The sequence below is a fragment of the Ornithinimicrobium pekingense DSM 21552 genome, from assembly GCF_000421185.1.
GTDB lineage: Bacteria > Actinomycetota > Actinomycetes > Actinomycetales > Dermatophilaceae > Ornithinicoccus > Ornithinicoccus pekingensis.
This window is the reverse complement of the sequence record NZ_ATWJ01000008.1, coordinates 29,896-48,599: the sequence shown is the minus strand read 5'-3', so window position 1 is coordinate 48,599 and position 18,704 is coordinate 29,896. Positions and strand designations below refer to the sequence as shown.

Genomic DNA, 18,704 nt, shown 5'->3' with positions numbered 1-18,704 from the left:
ACGTGGCAGGCTGGAGGGATGACCACCGACGCCACCCGCAGCCCCGAGCACACCCCATACCCTGACGGCGCCCGGGCCTCCGAGGCCCTGCTCACTCGGGCGCGCAAGGTTGTGCCCGGCGGGGTGAACTCCCCGGTGCGTGCCTTCGGCTCGGTCGGGGGAACGCCGCGCTTCATGACACGCGCCCGCGGAGCGTGGCTGGAGGACGCCGACGGGCGCAGCTACGTCGACCTCGTGGGCTCCTGGGGCCCGATGATCCTGGGGCACACCCACCCGCAGGTGCTGCAGGCCGTCACCGAGGCGGCCGCCGAGGGCTTCTCCTTCGGCATGCCGACCGAGCGCGAGGTGCTGCTGGCCGAGGAGATCGTGCGGCGGGTCGAGCCGGTGGAGAGGGTGCGCCTGGTCAGCTCCGGCACCGAGGCGACGATGAGCGCGATCCGGCTGGCGCGCGGCTTCACCGGCCGTTCGGCCGTGGTGAAGTTCGCCGGCTGCTACCACGGTCACGTGGACGCCCTGCTGGCGTCGGCGGGGTCGGGGGTCGCGACGTTCGGCCTGCCGGACAGCCCCGGCGTGCCGGCCAGCGCGGCCGCCGAGACGATCGTGCTGCCCTACAACGACCTGGGCGCCGTCGAGCGGGCCTTCGCCGAGCGCGGCTCCGAGATCGCCGCGGTCATCACCGAGGCGGCGCCGGGCAACATGGGGGTCGTGCCCCCGGCGCCCGGCTTCACCGAGGGGCTGCGTCGGATCACCGCCCAGCACGGCGCGCTGCTGGTCAGCGACGAGGTGATGACCGGCTTCCGCGCGTCGGCCGCCGGGTGGCTCGGGCTCGAGGGGGTGCCGGCCTCCGGCGCCCCCGACCTGTTCACCTTCGGCAAGGTCATGGGTGGCGGCTTCCCGGCCGCGGCCTTCGGCGGGCGCGCCGAGGTCATGGCGATGCTGGCGCCGGAGGGGCCGGTCTACCAGGCGGGCACCCTCTCGGGGAACCCGGTGGCCGCCGCCGCCGGGCTGGCCACGCTGCAGGCCTGCACACCGGAGGTCTACGCGCGCCTCGACGAGGTCGCCGACGCGCTGACGGCCGCCGTGACGGACTCCTTCGGGCGGCACGGGGTGCCCCACCGGATCCAGCGCGTCGGCTCGATGTTCAGCGTCTTCTTCCGCGAGGGTGAGGTGCGCGACTACGACGACGCCCGGGCCCAGGACACCGAGCGCTTCGGACGCTTCTTCCACGCCATGCTGCGCCGCGGCGTGCACCTGCCGCCCAGCTGCTACGAGGTGTGGTTCGTCTCCGCAGCGCACGACGACGAGGCGGTGCAGACCGTGGTGTCGGCCATCGAGGAGTCGGCGGCCGAGATCGCCTGAGGCAGCCGACCGACGGCTCCGTGCCGGGGGAGGTGCTTCGTGCGGGGGAAGTTTCCCCGGCACGAGGACGCGCCCGGCCGGACGGGGCGGCCCGCACGACCGGCTCAGTGACGTCCCAGCCTCGCGTGGGAGAATCGCGCCCATGTCCTCCCCCGCCCGCGAGCCTCGCGCCCTGCCCGACGGGACCCTGGTCACGGTCGTGCACGTGATGCGGCACGGGGAGGTGGACAACCCCCACGGGGTGCTCTACGGCCGGCTGCCCGGCTACCACCTGTCCGAGCGCGGGCAGCAGATGGCACAGGCCGCGGCCGACTCCCTCAAGGACGAGGACATCACCCACGTCGTGGCCTCCCCGCTGGAGCGCGCCCAGGAGACCGCCGCACCGGTCGCGGCGGCCCACGGGCTGGAGGTGGGGGTGGACGACCGGCTCGTGGAGTCGGTCAACCACTTCGAGGGCCTGACGGTGGGCCGCGGTGACGGCGCGCTGTGGCGGCGGCGGCACTGGAAGGCCTACACCAACCCCTTCACCCCGTCCTGGGGCGAGCCCTACGGCGAGATCGCCGCCCGGATGACCGAGGCCCTCGAGGCGGCACGCGCCGCGGCCGAGGGGCACGAGGCGGTCCTGGTCAGCCACCAGCTGCCGGTGTGGACGCTGCGCCGCTCCCTGGAGCGCAAGCGGCTGTGGCACCACCCCCGCCGCCGCGAGTGCACCCTGGCCTCGCTCACCACCGTCCGCTTCCACGGCTCCGAGGTGGTCGACGTCAGCTACTCCGAGCCGGCCGCCCACCTGCTGCCGGGCGCGCTGGACGTCACCGGGACGTCCACCGAGGTGATCCGGTGAGGCGACCTGCCCCCCGCCGGGCCGCCGGCGTGCTCGGCGCGCTGGCCCTGTCCCTCACCCTCGCCGCCTGCCAGGGCGAGGGGTCGACGATCAACGACCAGATGCGCCAGGGCGACCAGAAGGGCTACGTCGCCGGCGACGGCACCGTCCAGGCCCTGGCGCCGGAGGAGCGCGAGACCGTCATCACGCTGGAGGGCACCACGCTGGAGGACGAGGCGTGGTCCTCCGCGGACCACCTCGGCGAGGTCGTCGTGGTCAACGTGTGGGGCTCCTGGTGCGGCCCGTGCATCGAGGAGACCATGGACCTGGAGGAGGTCGCCACCGAGCTCGCGGAGGCCGGTGAGCCGGTGCGGTTCATCGGGGTGAACAGCCGCGACTCGGTGCCCAGCGCCCTGGCGTTCCAGGAGCGGTACTCCGTCTCCTACCCCTCGCTGCAGGACGACGGCGGCCGCACCCGTGCCCAGCTGCAGGGCCTGGCGGTGGCCACACCCACGACGATGGTCCTGGACGGCCAGGGACGCCTGGCGGCCCGCGTGAGCGGCCCCGTCGAGGCCTCCACCCTGCGCGGGCTCATCGAGGACGTGCTGGCCGGAGAACCCGCCCGGTGAGCGAGCTCGTCCTCTCCGGGCCCCTGCTGGGCGCGGTGCTCGTCGCCGCGCTGGCGGGCCTGGTCTCCTTCGCCTCGCCCTGCGTGCTGCCGCTCGTGCCGGGCTTCCTCGGCTACGTCGGGGGTATGACGTCCGCCGGCACCTCCTCGCGGCGCCGGCTCGTGCTCGGCGCGCTGCTGTTCGTCCTCGGCTTCACCCTGGTGTTCCTCCTGATGAGCGTGGTGATCTCCGGGGTGGGCCTGGCGCTCGTGGAGCACCAGGGCCTGCTGCTGCGGGTCGCCGGCGGCGTCGTCCTCGCGCTCGGCCTGGTCATGCTGCTGCAGCCCACCGCGCAGTGGCGGGTGCGGTGGCGCCCGGCCGCCGGCATCGCCGGTGCCCCGCTGCTGGGGGTCGCCTTCGGCCTGGGCTTCAGCGCCTGCACCGGACCGGCCCTGGCCGCGATCCAGACCCTCGGCACCTCGATCCTGCCCGGGGACGACCAGGTCTGGCGCGCCCTGGTGCTGGGCACCGCATACAGCCTGGGCCTGGGGGTGCCGTTCGTGCTCGTGGCCGCGGGCCTGGGCTGGGTCACCCGCGCCTCCCGCTGGCTGCGCGACCACTACGTGCTCGTCCAGCGCGTCGGCGGCGGCCTGCTCGTGCTGCTCGGCCTGCTCATGCTCACCGGCGTGTGGGCCGAGGCGACCGCCTGGGTGCAGACCCGGTTGACCAGCAACTTCACCACGGTGATCTGACGGTGGCCGGGGACGGGGACATGAGTACCGACAGGGGTGGCACGCAGGCGCCCGAGCGCATCGAGCCCAGCTACCCCAAGGACCGCACCACCTTGGGCGGCCCGCGCCTGGGCGCGGTGGGCTGGGCGCGATGGGTCTGGCGCCAGCTCACCAGCATGCGGACCGCGCTCTTCCTGCTCCTGCTGCTGGCGCTCGCCGCCATCCCGGGCTCGATCTTCCCCCAGCGCGGCGTCGACCCCGTGCGGGTGCGGCGCTTCTTCGAGGACAACCCCGACCTCGCCCCGTGGCTGGACCGCGTCGGGATGTTCGACGTCTACGCCTCGCCCTGGTTCGCCTCGATCTACCTGCTGCTCATGGTCAGCCTGGTGGGCTGCATCGTGCCGCGCAGCCGCCAGCACTGGGAGGCGATGCGCGCGCAGCCGCCGCGCACCCCGGCGCGCCTGGGCCGCCTGCCGGTGCACCGCTCGGTCGTCCTGGACGCCGCCCCCGACGACGTGGTCGCCGCCGCCCGCGCCGAGCTGCGCCGACGCCGCTACCGGCTCCGGGCCGAGGAGGACGGCGCGCGCACCGTCTCGGGGGAGAAGGGCTACCTGAAGGAGAGCGGCAACCTGGTCTTCCACCTGGCGGTCCTCGGCGTCATCGTCTCCGTCGCCGCCGGCCACCTGTTCGGCTGGCGCGGCGAGATCATCGTCAAGGAGGGCGAGACGGTCACGACCGGGCCGAGCGCCTTCGACACCCTGCACCTGGGACCGCTGGTCGACCCCGACGACATCCCCGTCTACTCCCTGCAGCTCAACGACCTGGACGTGCAGTTCGAGGCCGAGGCCCAGGGGGCGCAGTTCGGCCAGCCCCGTGTCTTCCGCGGCGTCGCCACGGTGCAGGAGGACGTGTCGGGCTCGCCGTCGGCCCCGCGCACCGAGGAGTTCGCGGTCAACGACCCGCTGGGCATCTCCGGGACGTCGGTGTTCCTGCTCGGCAACGGCTACGCCCCCGTGGTCAACGTGCGCGACGCCGACGGGCAGATCCTCTTCAGCGACGCGGTGACCTTCCTGCCGCAGGACAACACCTACTCCTCCGAGGGAGTCATCAAGGTGCCCGGCGCCGACCCCGCGCTGGGCTTCGTGGGCGGCTTCCTGCCCACGCTCACCTTCGACCCCGAGATCGGCCCCACCTCCTCCTTCCCGGACCTGGTCGACCCGGCGCTCGTGCTGGCCGTCTTCGAGGGCGACCTCTACCCGGAGGGTCGGGCCCAGTCGGTGTTCTCCCTGGACACCGAGTCGATGGACCAGGTGCTCCAGGACGACGGCACGCCCGTGAGCCTGCTCATCCGACCCGGCGACGAGCTCGAGCTCGCCGGCGACCGCGGCTCCATCGAGCTGGAGACCGTGATCCGCTGGGGCGGCCTCATGGTCCGCCACGACCCGGGCCGCATCCCGGCCCTGGTCTTCTCCGGCGCAGCCCTCCTCGGGCTGGGCCTCATGCTCGGCGTGCGCCGCCGCCGGGTGTTCGTCCGGGTGACGCCGGCCACCGGCACCCCGGACCCGGCCGGTGACGGCGCACGTCATACTGAGATGACCGTCGCCGGCCTGCCCAAGGGCACCGACCCCGGGCTCGACGAGCTCGTCGAGCAGGTCCTCGAGCGGATCGCGACCGCCTCCGGCGGCCGCGTGGTGACAGACAAGGACGACTCCTGATGACGAACACGACGTATGCCGTCGCCTCCGACTACTTCATCTGGGCGGCGATCATCGTGCTGGCCGTCGCCATGGTGGCCTTCTCGGTGCACCTGGCCGTGACCGGCTCGGTGCGCCAGCCGCGCGCCCTGCGGGCCGACGCCCGGACCCCGGTCACCGTCGGCGCGCCGGGCGGTGACGCCGACGACGGCGCGCCCGCGGTGCCCGGCCGGGCGCCGACGCCGTCACGCCGCTGGGGTGTCGTCGGCCTGCAGCTGACGTGGCTGGCCACCCTCGCGGTCGTCGCCGGCACGGCGCTGCGCGGGCTGTCGGTCTCGCGCTGGCCGCTGGGCAACATGTACGAGTTCACGCTGTTCACCGTCTCCTTCGTCCTCGTCGTCTACTCCGCGTGGAGCCTGCGCCAGGACCGGCTGTGGCTCGGCGCCTTCGTGGTGCTCCCGGCCGTCGTCTTCCTCGGCGCGGCCAAGCTGTCCTGGTACACCGAGGCCTCCCAGCTCATGCCCGCGCTCGACAGCATCTGGCTGGTCATCCACGTGACCGTGGCCACCCTGTCGGTCGCCCTGTTCACCCTCGGCGCCGCGCTGGCGACGGCATACCTGGTCAAGGACGGGGCCGAGCGCAAGGGCGACGTCACCGGGTGGCTCGCCGCCCTCCCCGCCGGCCGTCGGCTGGAGCAGATGACCTACGGCCTGCACATCGTGGCCTTCCCGCTGTGGACGTTCACGCTCATCGCCGGCGCCATCTGGGCCGAGCAGGCCTGGGGGCGCTACTGGGGCTGGGACCCCAAGGAGACCTGGACCTTCGTGATCTGGGCCGTCTACGCCGCCTACCTGCACGCCCGGGCGACGACCGGGTGGTCCACCCGGCGCTCCACGTGGGTGGCCCTGGCCGGCTTCGCGGCGATCATCATCAACTACACGGTCGTCAACCTGCTGATGACCGGCCTGCACAGCTACTCCGGGGTGAGCTCGTGATCGCGTTCCGCTACACCGTGATGCGGCTGATGATCTTCGTCGGCTTCTTCGCGGTCCTGCTCCTGCTCGAGGTCTCGCTGCCGTGGGCCGCGGTCGGCGGCGCGCTGCTGTCGATGGTCGTGTCCTACTTCCTCCTCGCCCGCGACCGCGAGCAGATGGCCGCCAGCCTTGAGCGCCGGGTCGAGGCCCGCATGACCCGCCGGCGCGAGCAGATGGAGGCCGAGCGGGTCGCGGAGGACGAGGAGTAAGGAGACCGGGTCCGGCCTCCTCGCACGAGGACCCGGGGTCTCGTCAGGCGAGGGCGGGCGCGAGCGCGAGGCCCACGGTGAGCGCGACGGCATACCCGAGCTGCAGCAGGCCGGTCTGCGCGAGCGCGGGAAGCAGGTCCCGGCCGGTGCTGCCGCCGCGTACGATGCGCAGCGGGCGGACCGCGAGCGGGGCGGCCAGCAGCGCGAGCAGGGCGCTCGGGTGGGCCAGGGCCGCGACGAGCACCATGACGAAGGCGCCGACGACCAGGCCGGTGTAGAGGGCGCGCGTGCGCTCGGGGCCCAGGCGGACGGCGAGCGTGCGCTTGCCCACCTCCCGGTCGCCGCGGATGTCGCGCAGGTTGTTGGTCATCAGGATCGCGCAGGGCAGCAGGCCCATCGCGACCGCGCCGGCGACCGTCGCCAGGTCGAGGCGGTGGGCCTGGGTCCAGGTGGTGCCCAGCACGGCGAAGAGGCCGAAGAAGATGAAGACCATGACCTCGCCGAGGCCCCGGTAGCCGTAGGGGTTGCGGCCGCCGGTGTAGTGCCAGGCGGCCCACAGCGCGGCGGCCCCGGCGAGCAGGAGCAGCCAGGTGGTGGCCAGCGCGACGAGCGCCAGACCGGCGACCGAGGCGCCGAAGAAGCACAGGAGGGCGGCGGCCTTGACGTTGGCCGGGTCGGCGAGGCGCTGTCCGACGAGGCGGACCGGCCCTACCCGGTCGGCGTCGGTGCCGCGGATGCCGTCGGAGTAGTCGTTGGCGTAGTTGACGCCGACCTGGAACCCGAGGGCGACGACGAGGGCCAGCACCGCGAGGCCGAGGTCGGCGGCGCCGAGGGCGTGCGCGGAGGCGGTGCCGACCAGCACGGGGGCGACGGCGGCGGGGAGCGTGCGTGGTCGCGCCCCCTCGATCCACTGGGCGAGGGTTGCCAAGTCGTGTCCTTTACAGGCCCTTGAGGAAGTCCGGGTCGTCGTCGGGCCCGATCGGGCCGCGTGGAGGACCGCCGCGGCGGCGGGGGCCGAGGAGGGTCTCCAGGATGCTCGTCGGCCGCCCGGCGATGAGCCACGCCACGCCGCCGACCATCGGGAAGAGCAGGATCATGACCAGCCACAGCGGCTTGGGCAGCCCACGCACGTCGGAGTCGTCGGTCTGCACGGCGTCCACGACGCAGTAGATCGTGAAGGCGAGAAGCGCGACGGCGGCGATCACGCGGGGCACGGGCACTCCTCCTCGGGCTGGGCTGGAAGGGTCCATTCTGCCACCGCCACCTGGGTGGTCAGCACGTCCGGGGAGCAGGGCGGCCGGGCCGGGTGGGGCCTCACCGCTCCAGGGCCGCCCGGACGGCGGCGCGGTCGGGCTTGCCCGACGCGAGCAGGGGTATGGCGTCGCCCCAGGACGCTCGTCGCGGCCGGGCGTGGGCGGGCAGGACGCCGGCGAGCGCGCTGCGCAGGTGCTCCAGCGACGGCGGGTCCCCCGGGCCGGCGGCGACGACGAGGGCCGCGACCGCCTGGCCCCACTCGGGGTCGGGGACGCCGACGACGAGGGCGTCGGCCACCTCCGGCAGCCGGCGCAGGGCGGCCTCGACGTCGCGGGGCTCCACCTTGTGCCCACCGGTGACGATGACGTCGTCGACCCGGCCCAGGACGCTCAGGCGACCCTCCGCCCACACGCCGCGGTCGTCGGTGCGGAACCAGCGTCCGTCGGCGTCCTCGGGGAACCGCTCCGCGGTCAGCACCGGGTCACCTTCGTAGCCGTCGGCCAGCACCGGGCCGCCGAGCCGGATGCGGTCGTCCGACGGGTCCACCCGCACCTGGACGCCGGGCAGGGGGACCCCGTCGTAGACGCACCCGCCGCAGGTCTCGCTCATGCCGTAGGTGGTGACCACCCGGGCGCCGGCCTCCCGGGCCCGGACGAGCAGGCCCGGGTCGGCGGCGGCCCCGCCCAGGAGCACGGCGTCGAGGGCGCGCAGGGCCGCGGTGCCGGCGCCGCTCGCGTCGTCGACCAGGCGGGCGAGCTGGGTGGGCACGAGCGAGGCCAGCCGGAGCCCGCTGCCGGGGCCGAGCTGGGCGACGGCGGCGGCGAAGGGCCCGGCGGCGAACGGCATACCCGGCGCGGTGGGGACGGGGACCGGCACGGTGCCCGCGAGCACCGAGCGCGCGAGCACCTGGAAGCCGGCCACGTGGTGGGTCGGCAGGGCCAGCAGCCAGCGGCCGTGACCGCCGAGCACCTGGGCGGTCGCCTCACCGGAAGCCCGCAGCGCAGCCCCCGAGAGTCGGACGCGCTTGGGCGTGCCCGAGGAGCCGGAGGTGGCCAGCACGGCCGCCCCGGGACCGCCCGGCCCGCCGCGCAGCAGCGTCCCGAGGGCTCCGGAGAGCTCGGCCCAGCCGGCGCCCGGGCGCACGGTCAGGTCGGGGGGACCCTCGCTCACGGGGCGGTCGGGACCGCGAAGGAGTCCTCGAGGTCGACGTACCACCGGTCGTCGACCCGCTTGAGGGTCATCGCGGCGTCACCCATGGAGGTGGCGAGGTCGGGCGGGTAGTTGTCGGCGTCGACGACGGCGGTGTCGCCGTCCACGTCGGCGCCGCGGATGACCAGACCCTCGAGCGCGGCCGCGGCCTCGGCGTCCAGGCCCTGCGCCTCGGTCTCGGCGCGGAGCACCTCGGGCAGCAGCTCGGCGCACATCGCGTAGTCGGCCTCGACGGCGGTCATCGGGCGTTCGATGTCGGTGAAGGACAGCAGGTGGTCGCAGGCCTCGGGCCGGGCGTTGACCATCGCCACGAGGAAGGCCGCCGCGACGTCGGCGGCGGCCTGGCCCTCCTCACCACCCTCGACGTCTTCGGGCTCCACGGTCGCCGTCGCCACCGCGGTGTCGTCACCGGCGGGGGCCTGGGTCGCGGCCGGAGCGGTGCCGTCGGCGGCGTCGCCGGGGGCGGTGGCCGCGGAGGGGTCGGCCGGGGGCGTGGTCGGGTCGGGGGAGCCGTCGTCGCCGCTGCAGGCGGCCAGGGCCGTGACCAGCGCCGGGACGGCGACCACCGTCAGGAGTGCCCGTCGCATGCTCTCGTCCTCCCCGTCGCGAACTGCCTCGTGCCGCCAGTGTCGCACGGTCCTCGGCGGGCCGCCGGGGCCCGAGCCGGGTGCGCGGCGCTCAGAAGTACCAGGGGAAGGGCGACCAGTCGGGCGCCCGCTTCTCCAGGAAGGCCTCCTTGCCCTCCACCGCCTCGTCGGTCATGTAGGCCAGGCGGGTCGCCTCCCCGGCGAAGACCTGCTGGCCCATGAGCCCGTCGTCGGTCAGGTTGAACGCGAACTTGAGCATCCGCTGGGCGGTCGGGCTCTTGCCCAGAATCTCCCGGGCGACCTGGACCGACTCGGTCTCCAGGTCGGCGTGGTCGGCGACGATGTTCACCGCGCCCATCCGCTGCATCGTCTCGGCGTCGTAGGGGCGGCCGAGGAAGAAGATCTCGCGGGCGAACTTCTGCCCGACCTGCTTGGCCAGGTAGGCCGACCCGTAGCCGGCGTCGAAGGAGCCCACGTCGGCGTCGGTCTGCTTGAAGCGGGCGTGCTGACGGGAGGCGATCGTCAGGTCGCACACGACGTGCAGGCTGTGACCGCCGCCGGCCGCCCAGCCGCTGACCACCGCGATGACGACCTTGGGCATGGTGCGGATGAGCCGCTGCACCTCGAGGATGTGCAGCCGCCCGCCCTCCGCCTTCACCCGAGCCGCGTCCACGGTCTCGGAGGTCTCGCCCTGCGCGTACTGGTAGCCGCTGCGCCCGCGGATGCGCTGGTCGCCGCCCGAGCAGAACGCCCAGCCGCCGTCCCGGGGGGAGGGGCCGTTGCCCGTGAGCAGCACCACGCCCACGTCCGGCGTCATCCGGGCGTGGTCGAGCGCCCGGTAGAGCTCGTCGACCGTGTGCGGGCGGAAGGCGTTGCGCACCTCCGGACGGTCGAAGGCGATACGCACGCACCCCAGCTCCACGTGGCGGTGGTAGGTGATGTCGGTGAGCGCGAAGCCCTCGACCTCCTGCCACTGCGTCGGGTCGAAGGGGTCGGCGCTCTGCTCCGGGTCGGTCTGCTCGCTCACGCGGTCAGACTAGGGGAGGGGGTATGACGTGGCGCCGGCGGTCTCGTCCGTCCGCCCGGCAGCGCGGAGGGCGGGGTCGTCCCGACCGTGGTAGACCCGTGGCCATGGCGGACACCTCCATCCTCGTCGTCGGGCAGGTCGGCCGGGACCTCGTGCTGGCTGTGAAGGAGGTGCCTGGCGGCGGGGGCAGCAGCGACGTTCGGGAGCGTCGCGAGCTCCTCGGTGGCAAGGGTGCCAACCAGGCGGTCGCGATGGTGCAGCTGGGTGCCGAGGTGGAGCTGCTGGGCGTGGTCGGCGATGACGCCGTGGGGGAGGAGCTGCTCCGGTCCCTCGACCGCGACGGGGTCGGCCACCGCTGGGTCCGGCGCAGGGGGCCCAGCGCCCTGCTGGTCGACGTCGTCTCGGCCGACGGGGACAGCCGCCTGCTGGAGGACGTCCCGCCCACGTCGGTCCTGACGGTCGAGGACGTGCACGCTGCCGCCGAGGCGTTCGCCGCGGCGGACACCGTGTGCCTGCAGCTGCAGCAGCCGGTCGGCGCGCTCGTCGAAGCCGCCCGGCTGGCCGCGGCCGCCGGGGCGAGAGTGGTCCTGGACGGCGCGGTCGACGCCGACCGGCGCGGGCTGCTGGACGCTGCATCGGTCCTGCGGGCCGACGCCCACGAGGCGGGCCTGCTCGCAGGGCGGCCCACCGGGGACGCGGACGCCGCCGCGGCCCTCGCCCGTCAGCTCGTGGCCGAGCACCGGCTGGACGTCGTCGCGCTCGGGGTGGACGGAGGCGACCTGGTGGCCTGGCCCGGCGGTCACCGCGTCTTCCCCCACGCGAGCGGCCACGTCGACGCGACCGGGGGCGGTGACTCCTTCGTGGCCGGCCTCGTGGTGGGACTGCGGGCCGGGACGACGCCCGAGCGGGCCGGGGAGCTGGCCGCCGACTGCGCGGCCTCGACGGTCGCCCGGCTGGGCGGGCGTCCCGACCTCGGCGTGCTGCGACCCGGCTGAGGGGGCTGCGGGGCGCCCCGCCTACTGGTCCCGGCTCGACAGCACGCAGAACTCGTTGCCCTCCGGGTCCGCCAGGACGGTCCAGCTGACCTTCTCCGTGTCCTGCCCGACGTCCGCCCTCGTGGCCCCCATGTCGAGCAGCCGCTGGATCTCGGCGTCGCGGTCCTGGGAGGTGTGCGGTGCCAGGTCGATGTGCAGGCGGTTCTTGACCGTCTTGCCCTCCGGCACCGGGACGAAGACCAGCCCCTGGCCCCGGCGCATCCACTCCTCCAGCGACTCGACGTGCTCGGCCTCCTCCATCGCGTGCCGGGGGACGAGCACCACCTCCTCGGGGGTGTCGTAGACGGCGACCCAGTCCAGGACCTCCGCCCACCAGCGGGCCAGCGCCCGGGGGTCGGAGCAGTCGACGACGACGGTGTACCACTTCAGTGCCATGGGCCTCACCCTGCCGCAGGGCGGCCCGGGGCGCAGCCACCTCGACCGCCGCTGCGGACAGCCGGTGTCCGCGGGTGGGGGCTCTCCTAGGCTGGACCGCGTGACGGTGACGCCCGACCTGCCCGCCCTGCTGGAGGCCGCCCACGTCGTGACCCTGCCGATGCGGGTGCGCTTCCGCGGGGTGAGCGAGCGGGAGGCGGTGCTGCTGCGCGGGCCGAGGGGATGGGCCGAGTGGGCCCCCTTCGTCGAGTACGACGACGCCGACGCGGCCCGCTGGCTCGCCGCCGCGGTCGAGGCGGGGTGGGGCGAGCTGCCCCCGCCGGTGCGCGACGCCGTCGGTGTCAACGCCACCGTCCCCGCCGTGCCGCCCGACCAGGTCCAGGGCGTCCTCGCGCGGTATGACGTGTCCCGGACCGCCAAGGTCAAGGTCGCCGAGAAGGGGCAGGCGCTCGCCGACGACGTGGCCCGGGTGACCGAGGTGCGCCGGGTGCTCGGCCCCGACGCCCGGATCCGCGTCGACGCCAACGGTGCCTGGTCGGTGGACGAGGCGGTGGAGGCCCTCCGGGCGCTGGCTCCGCTCGGGCTGGAGTATGCCGAGCAGCCGTGCGCCACGGTCGAGGAGCTGGCCGCCCTGCGGGTCGCGCTGGCGCGGGCGGGTGCCGAGGTGCCCGTCGCGGCCGACGAGTCCGTCCGGCGGGCGGAGGACCCGCTGAGGGTGGCCCGGGAGCGGGCCGCCGACCTCGTCGTGGTCAAGGTCGCCCCGCTGGGCGGCGTCGCCCGCGCGCTGGAGGTCGTCGAGGCCTGCGGACTGCCGGCCGTGGTCTCCTCCGCGCTCGACACCTCGGTCGGGCTGGCCGTCGGCGTGCGTCTGGCGGCCGCCCTGCCCCGCCTCGAGCACGACTGCGGCCTGGGCACGGCGGCGCTCCTGCGGGCCGACGTGGTCGCCGACCCGCTCCTGCCGGTCGGTGGGGAGCTGACGACCGCCCGGGCCGACGCGGCCCGGAGGGCGACCGACCCGGCCAGCCTCACGGCATACCGGAGCAGCGCGGAGCGCGAGCGGTGGTGGCGCGAGCGCCTGGCCCGCGCCCACGCCCTTGTCTGACCAGCCGCGTTACGCGCCCGAAACGTCGGCAACGAAGAGTTAACGCCGGCGCGCCGCCTCCGGAAACATCCCTGCCGTTGACTGTCCGCAGCGGCCCGCTCCCGCCCCCCGAGGGCGTGGCGCGGGACGGGCCGTGCACAGGCACTCACCAAGGAGGCAGGACAATGGATCTCACCGCAGGTGACGTCTGGGTGATGGTGTCGGCGGCGCTCGTGCTGCTGATGACGCCCGGACTGGCGTTCTTCTACGGCGGCATGGCCCGGGCCAAGGCCGCCCTCAACATGATCATGATGAGCTTCGTCGCGGTGGGGATCGTCGGTGTCGTCTGGGTCCTCTGGGGCTACGGGATGACGTCGGCGCCCGGCATCCTCGGCGGGCTCGTCGGCAACCCGCTGGCCGACCTCGGCCTCGCCTCCCACGTGGGCACCGCAGACCTGGTCGGCATCGGCTACGGGGCGACGTTCGCGATCATCACGGTCGCTCTGATCTCCGGCGCGGTGGCCGACCGCACCCGCTTCGGCTCGTGGACGCTGTTCGTGACGATCTGGGTCACGCTGGTCTACTGCCCGCTGGCGTTCATGGTCTGGGGCGGCGGTCTGCTGTCGGCCGACGGCGCCGTCGGGCGCGTGTTCGGCGAGGCGATCGACTTCGCCGGCGGCACCGTCGTGCACATCAACGCGGGTCTGGCGGCGCTGGTGCTCGTCTACATCATCGGCTCGCGGGCCGACTTCGGCAAGACCAAGGGCTACCACCGCCCGCACAACGTGCCGCTGGTGATGATCGGCACCGCGATGCTGTGGTTCGGGTGGTTCGGCTTCAACGGCGGCGCCGCGGGCTCCGTGGAGGAGGCGGGCCTGATCTGGGTCAACACCCTGGCCGCGCCGGCCGCGGCGATGCTGGCCTGGCTGGTCGTCGAGCGGGTCCGGGACGGGCGTCCCACCTCCATCGGGGCCGCCTCCGGCGTGGTCGCCGGGCTGGTCGCCATCACCCCGGCCTGCGCCAGCGTCTCCCCGCTGGGCGCGCTCGTCATCGGTCTGCTCGCCGGCGTCGGGTCGGCCGTGGCGGTCGGCTGGAAGTACCGGTTCGGCTACGACGACGCGCTCGACGTGGTCGGCGTGCACCTGGTCGCCGGCATCATCGGCACCCTGGCGATCGGCTTCCTGGCCCTGCCGGTCGACGGCGAGGGCGGCGGCCTGTTCTACGGCGGCGGCGCCGGACAGCTCGTGGCGCAGGTCGCGGCCACCGTCTTCACCCTCGTCTTCACCGGCGTGCTCACGGCCCTGATCGGGCTGGCCATCCACCGGACCCTGGGCTTCCGGGTCAGCGCCGAGGACGAGGCCCGCGGCGTGGACCTGTCCGAGCACAGCGAGTCCGCCTACACCTTCGGCGAGGAGTCTGCCTCCTACGAACCGCTCGCCGAGGACGCTCGCACCTAGGAGCAGCACGGCCCGGTGGCCGGCCGTCGAAGGGACGCGGCCGGACGACGGCCGGTGCGAGCAGGGGCGGGGCGCCCCCGGGAGACCGGGTGGCGCCCCGCCCCGACACATGTCCTGCCACAGATGCCCGTGCTCGAGCGCGGGCGTCCGTCCCACGACGGGTGCCGGACCTCGCGTCGTGGAGGCCGTCAGGCGTCGAGGAGCGCCTGCAGGAGGCGCCGGAGCTCGGCACGGTCGGCCGGGCTCAGCCGCTCCACCGCCGCGTCGGCCGCGGCGCGGCGCCGCTCCCGCACCTGCCCGACGGTATGCCGTCCCTCGTCGGTGAGCGTCAGGAGCACCGCACGCCGGTCGGTGGGGTCGGCGGCGCGGGACAGCAGCCCGGCGGCCTCGAGGGCGTCGGCGACCTCGGTGGCCGAGCGGGGGGCGATACCGAGGTGGGCGGCGAGGGAGGAGACGCGGACGCCCGGGGCCGGGGGGCGGTGCTCCGCGGCCCCGTGCCCCGCGGCGCGGTGCTCCGCAGGACCGCCGCCGTCGTGACCGGGCTGTCCAGCCGGGCCCCGCGACAGCCGGGCCACCGCGAGGAGGGCGCGCTCCTGGTGGGGCGACAGGCCCTGCCCGGGCGCCTCCTGCGCCCCGAGCCGGCGCCAGCGGCGGGCCAGGCGCATGAGCAGGTCGACCTCTGAGGAGTCGTCCGGGACCTCGGCCGAGGCGCCGGGAGGGAGGGGCGCGGGCGGCATACCCGGAGCATAGCGAGGCTTGGAAATAAAGAGGCAACCTCCTTAGTTGATGCTGTCGACACACGTCCTCCCGCCGGCGACGACCGGCGGGAGCACAGCGAAAGGAGAGCCGGATGACCGACTTCTCTTCCCTTGCCTCCGGTCACGGCCTCGGTGACCGCGCAGGTCGCGGCGACCGAGGGGGCGGCGCCGGTGCGCGCCGGGACCCGCGGGACCGCGCCCAGCTGGCCGCCTACCCGGTGAGCGGCCGGCGGGTCCTCGCGCTCTTCGGCCCGCACCGCTGGTCGATCGCCGTCGTCCTGGCCCTCATCGTCACCAGCTCGGCCCTCGGCCTGGCCACGCCGTTCCTGGTCAAGGAGATCGTCGACGTGGCGATCCCGGAGCAGGATGTGCGCCTGCTGCTGATGCTGGTCGGCGCCATGGTGGGCGTGGCCGTGGTCACCTCGGTCCTCGGCGTGGTCCAGACCTGGGTGAGCACGACGACGGGCCAGCGGATCATGCACCTCCTGCGGACCGACCTGTTCACCTCCCTGCAGCGCCAGCCGCTGTCGTTCTTCACCCGCACCAGGTCGGGGGAGGTGCAGTCGCGCCTGACCCACGACGTGTCCGGGCTGCAGGGCGTCGTCACCTCTACGGCGACCTCGCTCGCGGGCAACGTCGCCACCGTCATCGGCACTCTCGTCGCCATGCTGGCGCTCAGCCCCACGCTGGCGCTGCTGTCGCTGGTCGTCATCCCGCCCGCGGTGCTGGTGACCCGCTCGGTCGCCCGGTTGCGCCGCGACGCGACCGACAGGCGGCAGAAGGCCCTGGCGGGCCTGCACGCCCAGGTCGAGGAGTCGCTGTCGGTCAGCGGTGCGCGGCTGAGCAAGACGCTGGGCGCGGGGGAGGCGCTGGCGCAGCGGTTCACCTCCACCAGTGCGGGGCTGCTCGACCTCGAGGTCGCCGCGCAGATCGCCGGCCGGTGGCGGACCGCCACGATGGGCATCGTGTTCGCAGTCGTCCCGGCGGCGCTCTACCTGGTCGCCGGGTTGCCGGTCACCGGAGCCGGGATCTCGATCGGGACGCTCGTGGCGTTCACCGCGCTGCAGGCGGGTATCTTCCGGCCCGTCATGGGGCTGCTGTCGGTCGGGGTCCAGGTGACCGCGTCCATGGCGCTCTTCAGCCGCATCTTCGAGTACCTCGACCTGCCCGTCGAGGTCCCCGAGCCTGCGCCGGCGAGGGCTCGCCACCTCGACCCCGCGACCGCGCGCGGCGAGCTGCGCCTGGAGGGCGTGACCTACCGCTACGGGGGTGCTGCCGCCCCCGGGCCCGACGCGCTGCGCGACGTCGACCTGACCATCCCCGCCGGCGCGACGGTCGCGCTCGTCGGGGCCACCGGCTCGGGCAAGAGCACCCTCGCAGCGCTGCTGACCCGGCTCGACGACCCCACCCGCGGCCGCGTCACCCTGGACGGCATCGATCTGCGCGACCTGCCGTCGAACGAGCGCGCCGCCGTGGTCGGCGTCGTGTCCCAGGAGACCTACCTGCTGCACGCGACCATCCGGGAGAACCTGCGCTTCGCCAGGCCGGACGCCACCGACGAGCAGGTCGAGCGTGCCGCGCGGGACGCGCAGATCCACGACCTCGTCGTCTCCCTGCCTGACGGCTACGACACGGTGGTCGGCGCCCGCGGCCACCGTTTCTCCGGCGGTGAGCAGCAGCGCCTCGCGCTGGCCCGGACGCTGCTGCGCGACCCGCGGGTGCTCGTCCTGGACGAGGCGACCAGCGCGCTGGACACCCGCACCGAGGCCGCGATCCAGGACGCGCTCGAGCGGGTCGGCGAGGACCGCACGGTCGTGACCATCGCCCATCGGCTCTCCACCGTGCGGCGTGCCGACCTCATCGTGGTCCTGGACGGTGGCCGGGTCGTCGAGCGGGGCCGTCACGACGAGCTCCTCGCGCTCGGGGGCAGGTATGCCGCGCTCGTCGCCGCCGGCTCCCGGGACACCTCGCCCGACGGGACGGACGACGAGGACGTGGCGCTCGCCTCCGACGCCGAGCCCGTGGCGCTCGCCGCCTGACCGGCCGGTGCGCCGGCGACGGCGAGAGCGACGGCGAGAGCGGCAGCAACGTGGCGCAGACGCTCGTGCAGTTCTGTCGTGTCACATCCGTCGTCCGTGCGACCGTCGTGACACGACAGGACCGCACGAGGGTTGCCGGCGCCGGCCCCTGGTCCGCGCGGCGGTCTCGTGATGGACTGGGCCCATGATGATCCGGCCCGCCGAGCTGGCGGCGATCAGGGACGGCGAGGTCGACCTCGCCTTCCGCCGGTGGGACCGGCCGCGGGTGCGGGTCGGCACGCGCATGCGCACCGCCGTCGGGGTCCTGGAGGTCACCCAGGTCGAGCGGGTGGCGCTCTCGTCGCTGCGCGCCGAGGACGCCCGGCGTGCCGGCGCCCCCTCGCTCGCGGCGCTCCGGGAGGGGCTCGGCCACCGGCCGGACCGGTCGGTCTTCCGGGTCGGCCTGCGGTATGCCGGGCCCGACCCGCGCGAGGCGCTCCGCGAGCAGGTGCCCGGCGCCGGCGAGATCGAGCAGATCCGGGCCTGGCTCGACCGGCTGGACGCCGCGTCGAGGCACGGCCCGTGGACGCGGGCCACGCTGCAGATCATCGACCGCTCGCCGGGGGTGCGTGCGCCCGAGCTCGCTGCGGAGCTCGGCCGGGAGACGGCGGAGTGGAAGGCCGACGTCCGCAAGCTCAAGGAGAAGGGTCTGACGGAGTCGTTGGCGATCGGCTATCGCCTCTCCCCCCGCGGCGAGGCGGTGCTCGACCACGGAGGCCCACCCCGCGAGCGGGCGCCCCGGCCGCCCGGCACACCGGTGCCGCGGTCCATCGGTGCACCCGCCACCCGCGGCTTGCGCGACGCGGGGGTCACGACCCTGGAGCAGGTGGCGGAGTACACCCTTGAGCAGCTGCGGGCCCTGCACGGCGTCGGGCCGATCGCGGTCGAGAGGCTCGCCGAGGCGCTGGCCGAACGGGGCCTGACCCTCCGGTCGCCGTGAGCACGCCCGAGGAGCACTTCGCCGGCAACCAGGTCGGTCTCGACACCTGCGCACGGGTCCTCTCGGCGCTCCGCAGCACCCACCCGGACGTGACGGTCCGGGTCTCGGTGAGCCAGGTCGCCCTCCGCCGGCGCCGTGGGTTCGCCTATCTCTGGGCGCCGGGCCGCTACCTGCACCACGCGGCCGCCCCGGTGGTCCTGTCCATCGCGTCCGCGAGCCGGATCCCCTCCGACCGGTTCAGGGAGGTCGTGCACCCGGGACCGTGGATGCACCACCTCGAGGTCACCGACGCCGACCAGGTGGACGACGAGGTGCTCGGCTGGCTGCGGGCGGCCGCCGACGCGGCAGGATGACCGGAGCGGGCACCGCACACCCGCCCTCGACGAACTCGTTAGGTGGCGTAGGCCAGGGGCGATATCCTCGTCGGA

General features: G+C 74.7%; 20 protein-coding genes. 13 read left to right on the top strand and 7 right to left on the bottom strand.

All coding sequences use genetic code 11. The features are described from left to right. Nucleotides 1-18 precede the first annotated feature (18 nt). The 7 genes from hemL to K330_RS19365 all read left to right on the top strand — a co-directional run bounded on the left by hemL (nt 19) and on the right by K330_RS19365 (nt 6,455). A complete protein-coding gene (gene hemL, locus K330_RS0105660) occupies nt 19-1,359 on the top strand; it encodes a glutamate-1-semialdehyde 2,1-aminomutase (protein ID WP_022920876.1) in 1,341 nt (446 codons plus the stop codon). A 142-nt stretch (nt 1,360-1,501) separates the two neighbouring features. Beyond that, on the top strand, nt 1,502-2,200 hold the full coding sequence (locus K330_RS19370; RefSeq protein ID WP_022920875.1) for a histidine phosphatase family protein: 699 nt from the start codon (nt 1,502-1,504) through the stop codon (nt 2,198-2,200). Next, nucleotides 2,197-2,808 (top strand): TlpA family protein disulfide reductase, encoded by a 612-nt coding sequence (locus K330_RS0105650; RefSeq protein WP_022920874.1) that lies wholly within the window; start codon nt 2,197-2,199, stop codon nt 2,806-2,808. Before K330_RS19370 ends, K330_RS0105650 begins: the two co-directional genes overlap by 4 nt. Continuing rightward, entirely contained in the window at nt 2,805-3,539 is a 735-nt protein-coding gene (locus K330_RS0105645) for a cytochrome c biogenesis CcdA family protein (protein WP_022920873.1), read from the top strand. The genes K330_RS0105650 and K330_RS0105645 overlap by 4 nt, the downstream gene beginning before the upstream one ends. Nucleotides 3,540-3,559: 20 nt before the next feature. Further along, complete coding sequence (gene resB / locus K330_RS0105640; RefSeq protein WP_022920872.1) at nt 3,560-5,233, top strand: cytochrome c biogenesis protein ResB; 1,674 nt, start codon at nt 3,560-3,562, stop codon at nt 5,231-5,233. Continuing rightward, complete coding sequence (ccsB, locus tag K330_RS0105635) at nt 5,233-6,207, top strand: c-type cytochrome biogenesis protein CcsB (RefSeq protein WP_022920871.1); 975 nt, start codon at nt 5,233-5,235, stop codon at nt 6,205-6,207. Before resB ends, ccsB begins: the two co-directional genes overlap by 1 nt. Next, a complete protein-coding gene (locus K330_RS19365; protein WP_022920870.1) occupies nt 6,204-6,455 on the top strand; it encodes a DUF4229 domain-containing protein in 252 nt (83 codons plus the stop codon). Before ccsB ends, K330_RS19365 begins: the two co-directional genes overlap by 4 nt. A 43-nt stretch (nt 6,456-6,498) precedes the next feature. On the opposite strand, the gene K330_RS0105625 is transcribed toward K330_RS19365, so the two are convergent. The 5 genes from K330_RS0105625 to K330_RS0105605 form a co-directional block, all read right to left on the bottom strand. Then, on the bottom strand, nt 6,499-7,383 hold the full coding sequence (locus K330_RS0105625) for a 1,4-dihydroxy-2-naphthoate polyprenyltransferase (protein ID WP_022920869.1): 885 nt from the start codon (nt 7,381-7,383) through the stop codon (nt 6,499-6,501). A 10-nt stretch (nt 7,384-7,393) separates the two neighbouring features. Further along, complete coding sequence (locus K330_RS0105620; protein ID WP_029202355.1) at nt 7,394-7,669, bottom strand: PLDc N-terminal domain-containing protein; 276 nt, start codon at nt 7,667-7,669, stop codon at nt 7,394-7,396. A 100-nt stretch (nt 7,670-7,769) separates the two neighbouring features. After that, entirely contained in the window at nt 7,770-8,879 is a 1,110-nt protein-coding gene (locus K330_RS0105615; RefSeq protein WP_022920868.1) for an AMP-binding protein, read from the bottom strand. After that, nucleotides 8,876-9,505, bottom strand: coding sequence for a hypothetical protein (locus tag K330_RS0105610; RefSeq protein WP_022920867.1), 630 nt, complete (start codon nt 9,503-9,505; stop codon nt 8,876-8,878). Before K330_RS0105610 ends, K330_RS0105615 begins: the two co-directional genes overlap by 4 nt. A gap of 91 nt (nt 9,506-9,596) precedes the next feature. Beyond that, nucleotides 9,597-10,532 carry a 1,4-dihydroxy-2-naphthoyl-CoA synthase gene (locus K330_RS0105605; protein WP_022920866.1) on the bottom strand — a complete coding sequence of 312 codons (936 nt, stop codon included), beginning with the start codon at nt 10,530-10,532 and terminating at the stop codon, nt 9,597-9,599. A gap of 104 nt (nt 10,533-10,636) precedes the next feature. Here K330_RS0105605 and K330_RS0105600 point away from each other — a divergent pair, with 104 nt between their 5' ends. After that, nucleotides 10,637-11,527 (top strand): PfkB family carbohydrate kinase, encoded by an 891-nt coding sequence (locus K330_RS0105600; RefSeq protein ID WP_022920865.1) that lies wholly within the window; start codon nt 10,637-10,639, stop codon nt 11,525-11,527. Between the two features lie 21 nt (nt 11,528-11,548). On the opposite strand, the gene K330_RS0105595 is transcribed toward K330_RS0105600, so the two are convergent. After that, on the bottom strand, nt 11,549-11,962 hold the full coding sequence (locus K330_RS0105595) for a VOC family protein (protein ID WP_022920864.1): 414 nt from the start codon (nt 11,960-11,962) through the stop codon (nt 11,549-11,551). Between the two features lie 160 nt (nt 11,963-12,122). Between K330_RS0105595 and K330_RS0105590 the strand changes: the two genes are divergently transcribed. Beyond that, nucleotides 12,123-13,064 (top strand): o-succinylbenzoate synthase, encoded by a 942-nt coding sequence (locus K330_RS0105590; protein ID WP_229665740.1) that lies wholly within the window; start codon nt 12,123-12,125, stop codon nt 13,062-13,064. Nucleotides 13,065-13,228: 164 nt separating this feature from the next. Continuing rightward, entirely contained in the window at nt 13,229-14,500 is a 1,272-nt protein-coding gene (locus K330_RS0105585; protein ID WP_022920862.1) for an ammonium transporter, read from the top strand. Nucleotides 14,501-14,688: 188 nt separating this feature from the next. Here K330_RS0105585 and K330_RS0105580 read toward each other — a convergent pair whose 3' ends face one another. Next, nucleotides 14,689-15,237 carry a MarR family winged helix-turn-helix transcriptional regulator gene (locus tag K330_RS0105580; protein WP_022920861.1) on the bottom strand — a complete coding sequence of 183 codons (549 nt, stop codon included), beginning with the start codon at nt 15,235-15,237 and terminating at the stop codon, nt 14,689-14,691. A gap of 113 nt (nt 15,238-15,350) precedes the next feature. Between K330_RS0105580 and K330_RS19360 the strand changes: the two genes are divergently transcribed. The 3 genes from K330_RS19360 (at nt 15,351) to K330_RS0105565 (ending at nt 18,629) form a co-directional block, all read left to right on the top strand. Continuing rightward, nucleotides 15,351-17,297, top strand: coding sequence for an ABC transporter ATP-binding protein (locus K330_RS19360; RefSeq protein WP_022920860.1), 1,947 nt, complete (start codon nt 15,351-15,353; stop codon nt 17,295-17,297). Between the two features lie 184 nt (nt 17,298-17,481). Beyond that, nucleotides 17,482-18,276, top strand: a complete 795-nt coding sequence (locus K330_RS0105570) for a hypothetical protein (RefSeq protein WP_022920859.1) — start codon at nt 17,482-17,484, stop codon at nt 18,274-18,276. After that, entirely contained in the window at nt 18,273-18,629 is a 357-nt protein-coding gene (locus K330_RS0105565; protein WP_022920858.1) for a DUF5655 domain-containing protein, read from the top strand. The genes K330_RS0105570 and K330_RS0105565 overlap by 4 nt, the downstream gene beginning before the upstream one ends. Nucleotides 18,630-18,704: the final 75 nt, after the last annotated feature.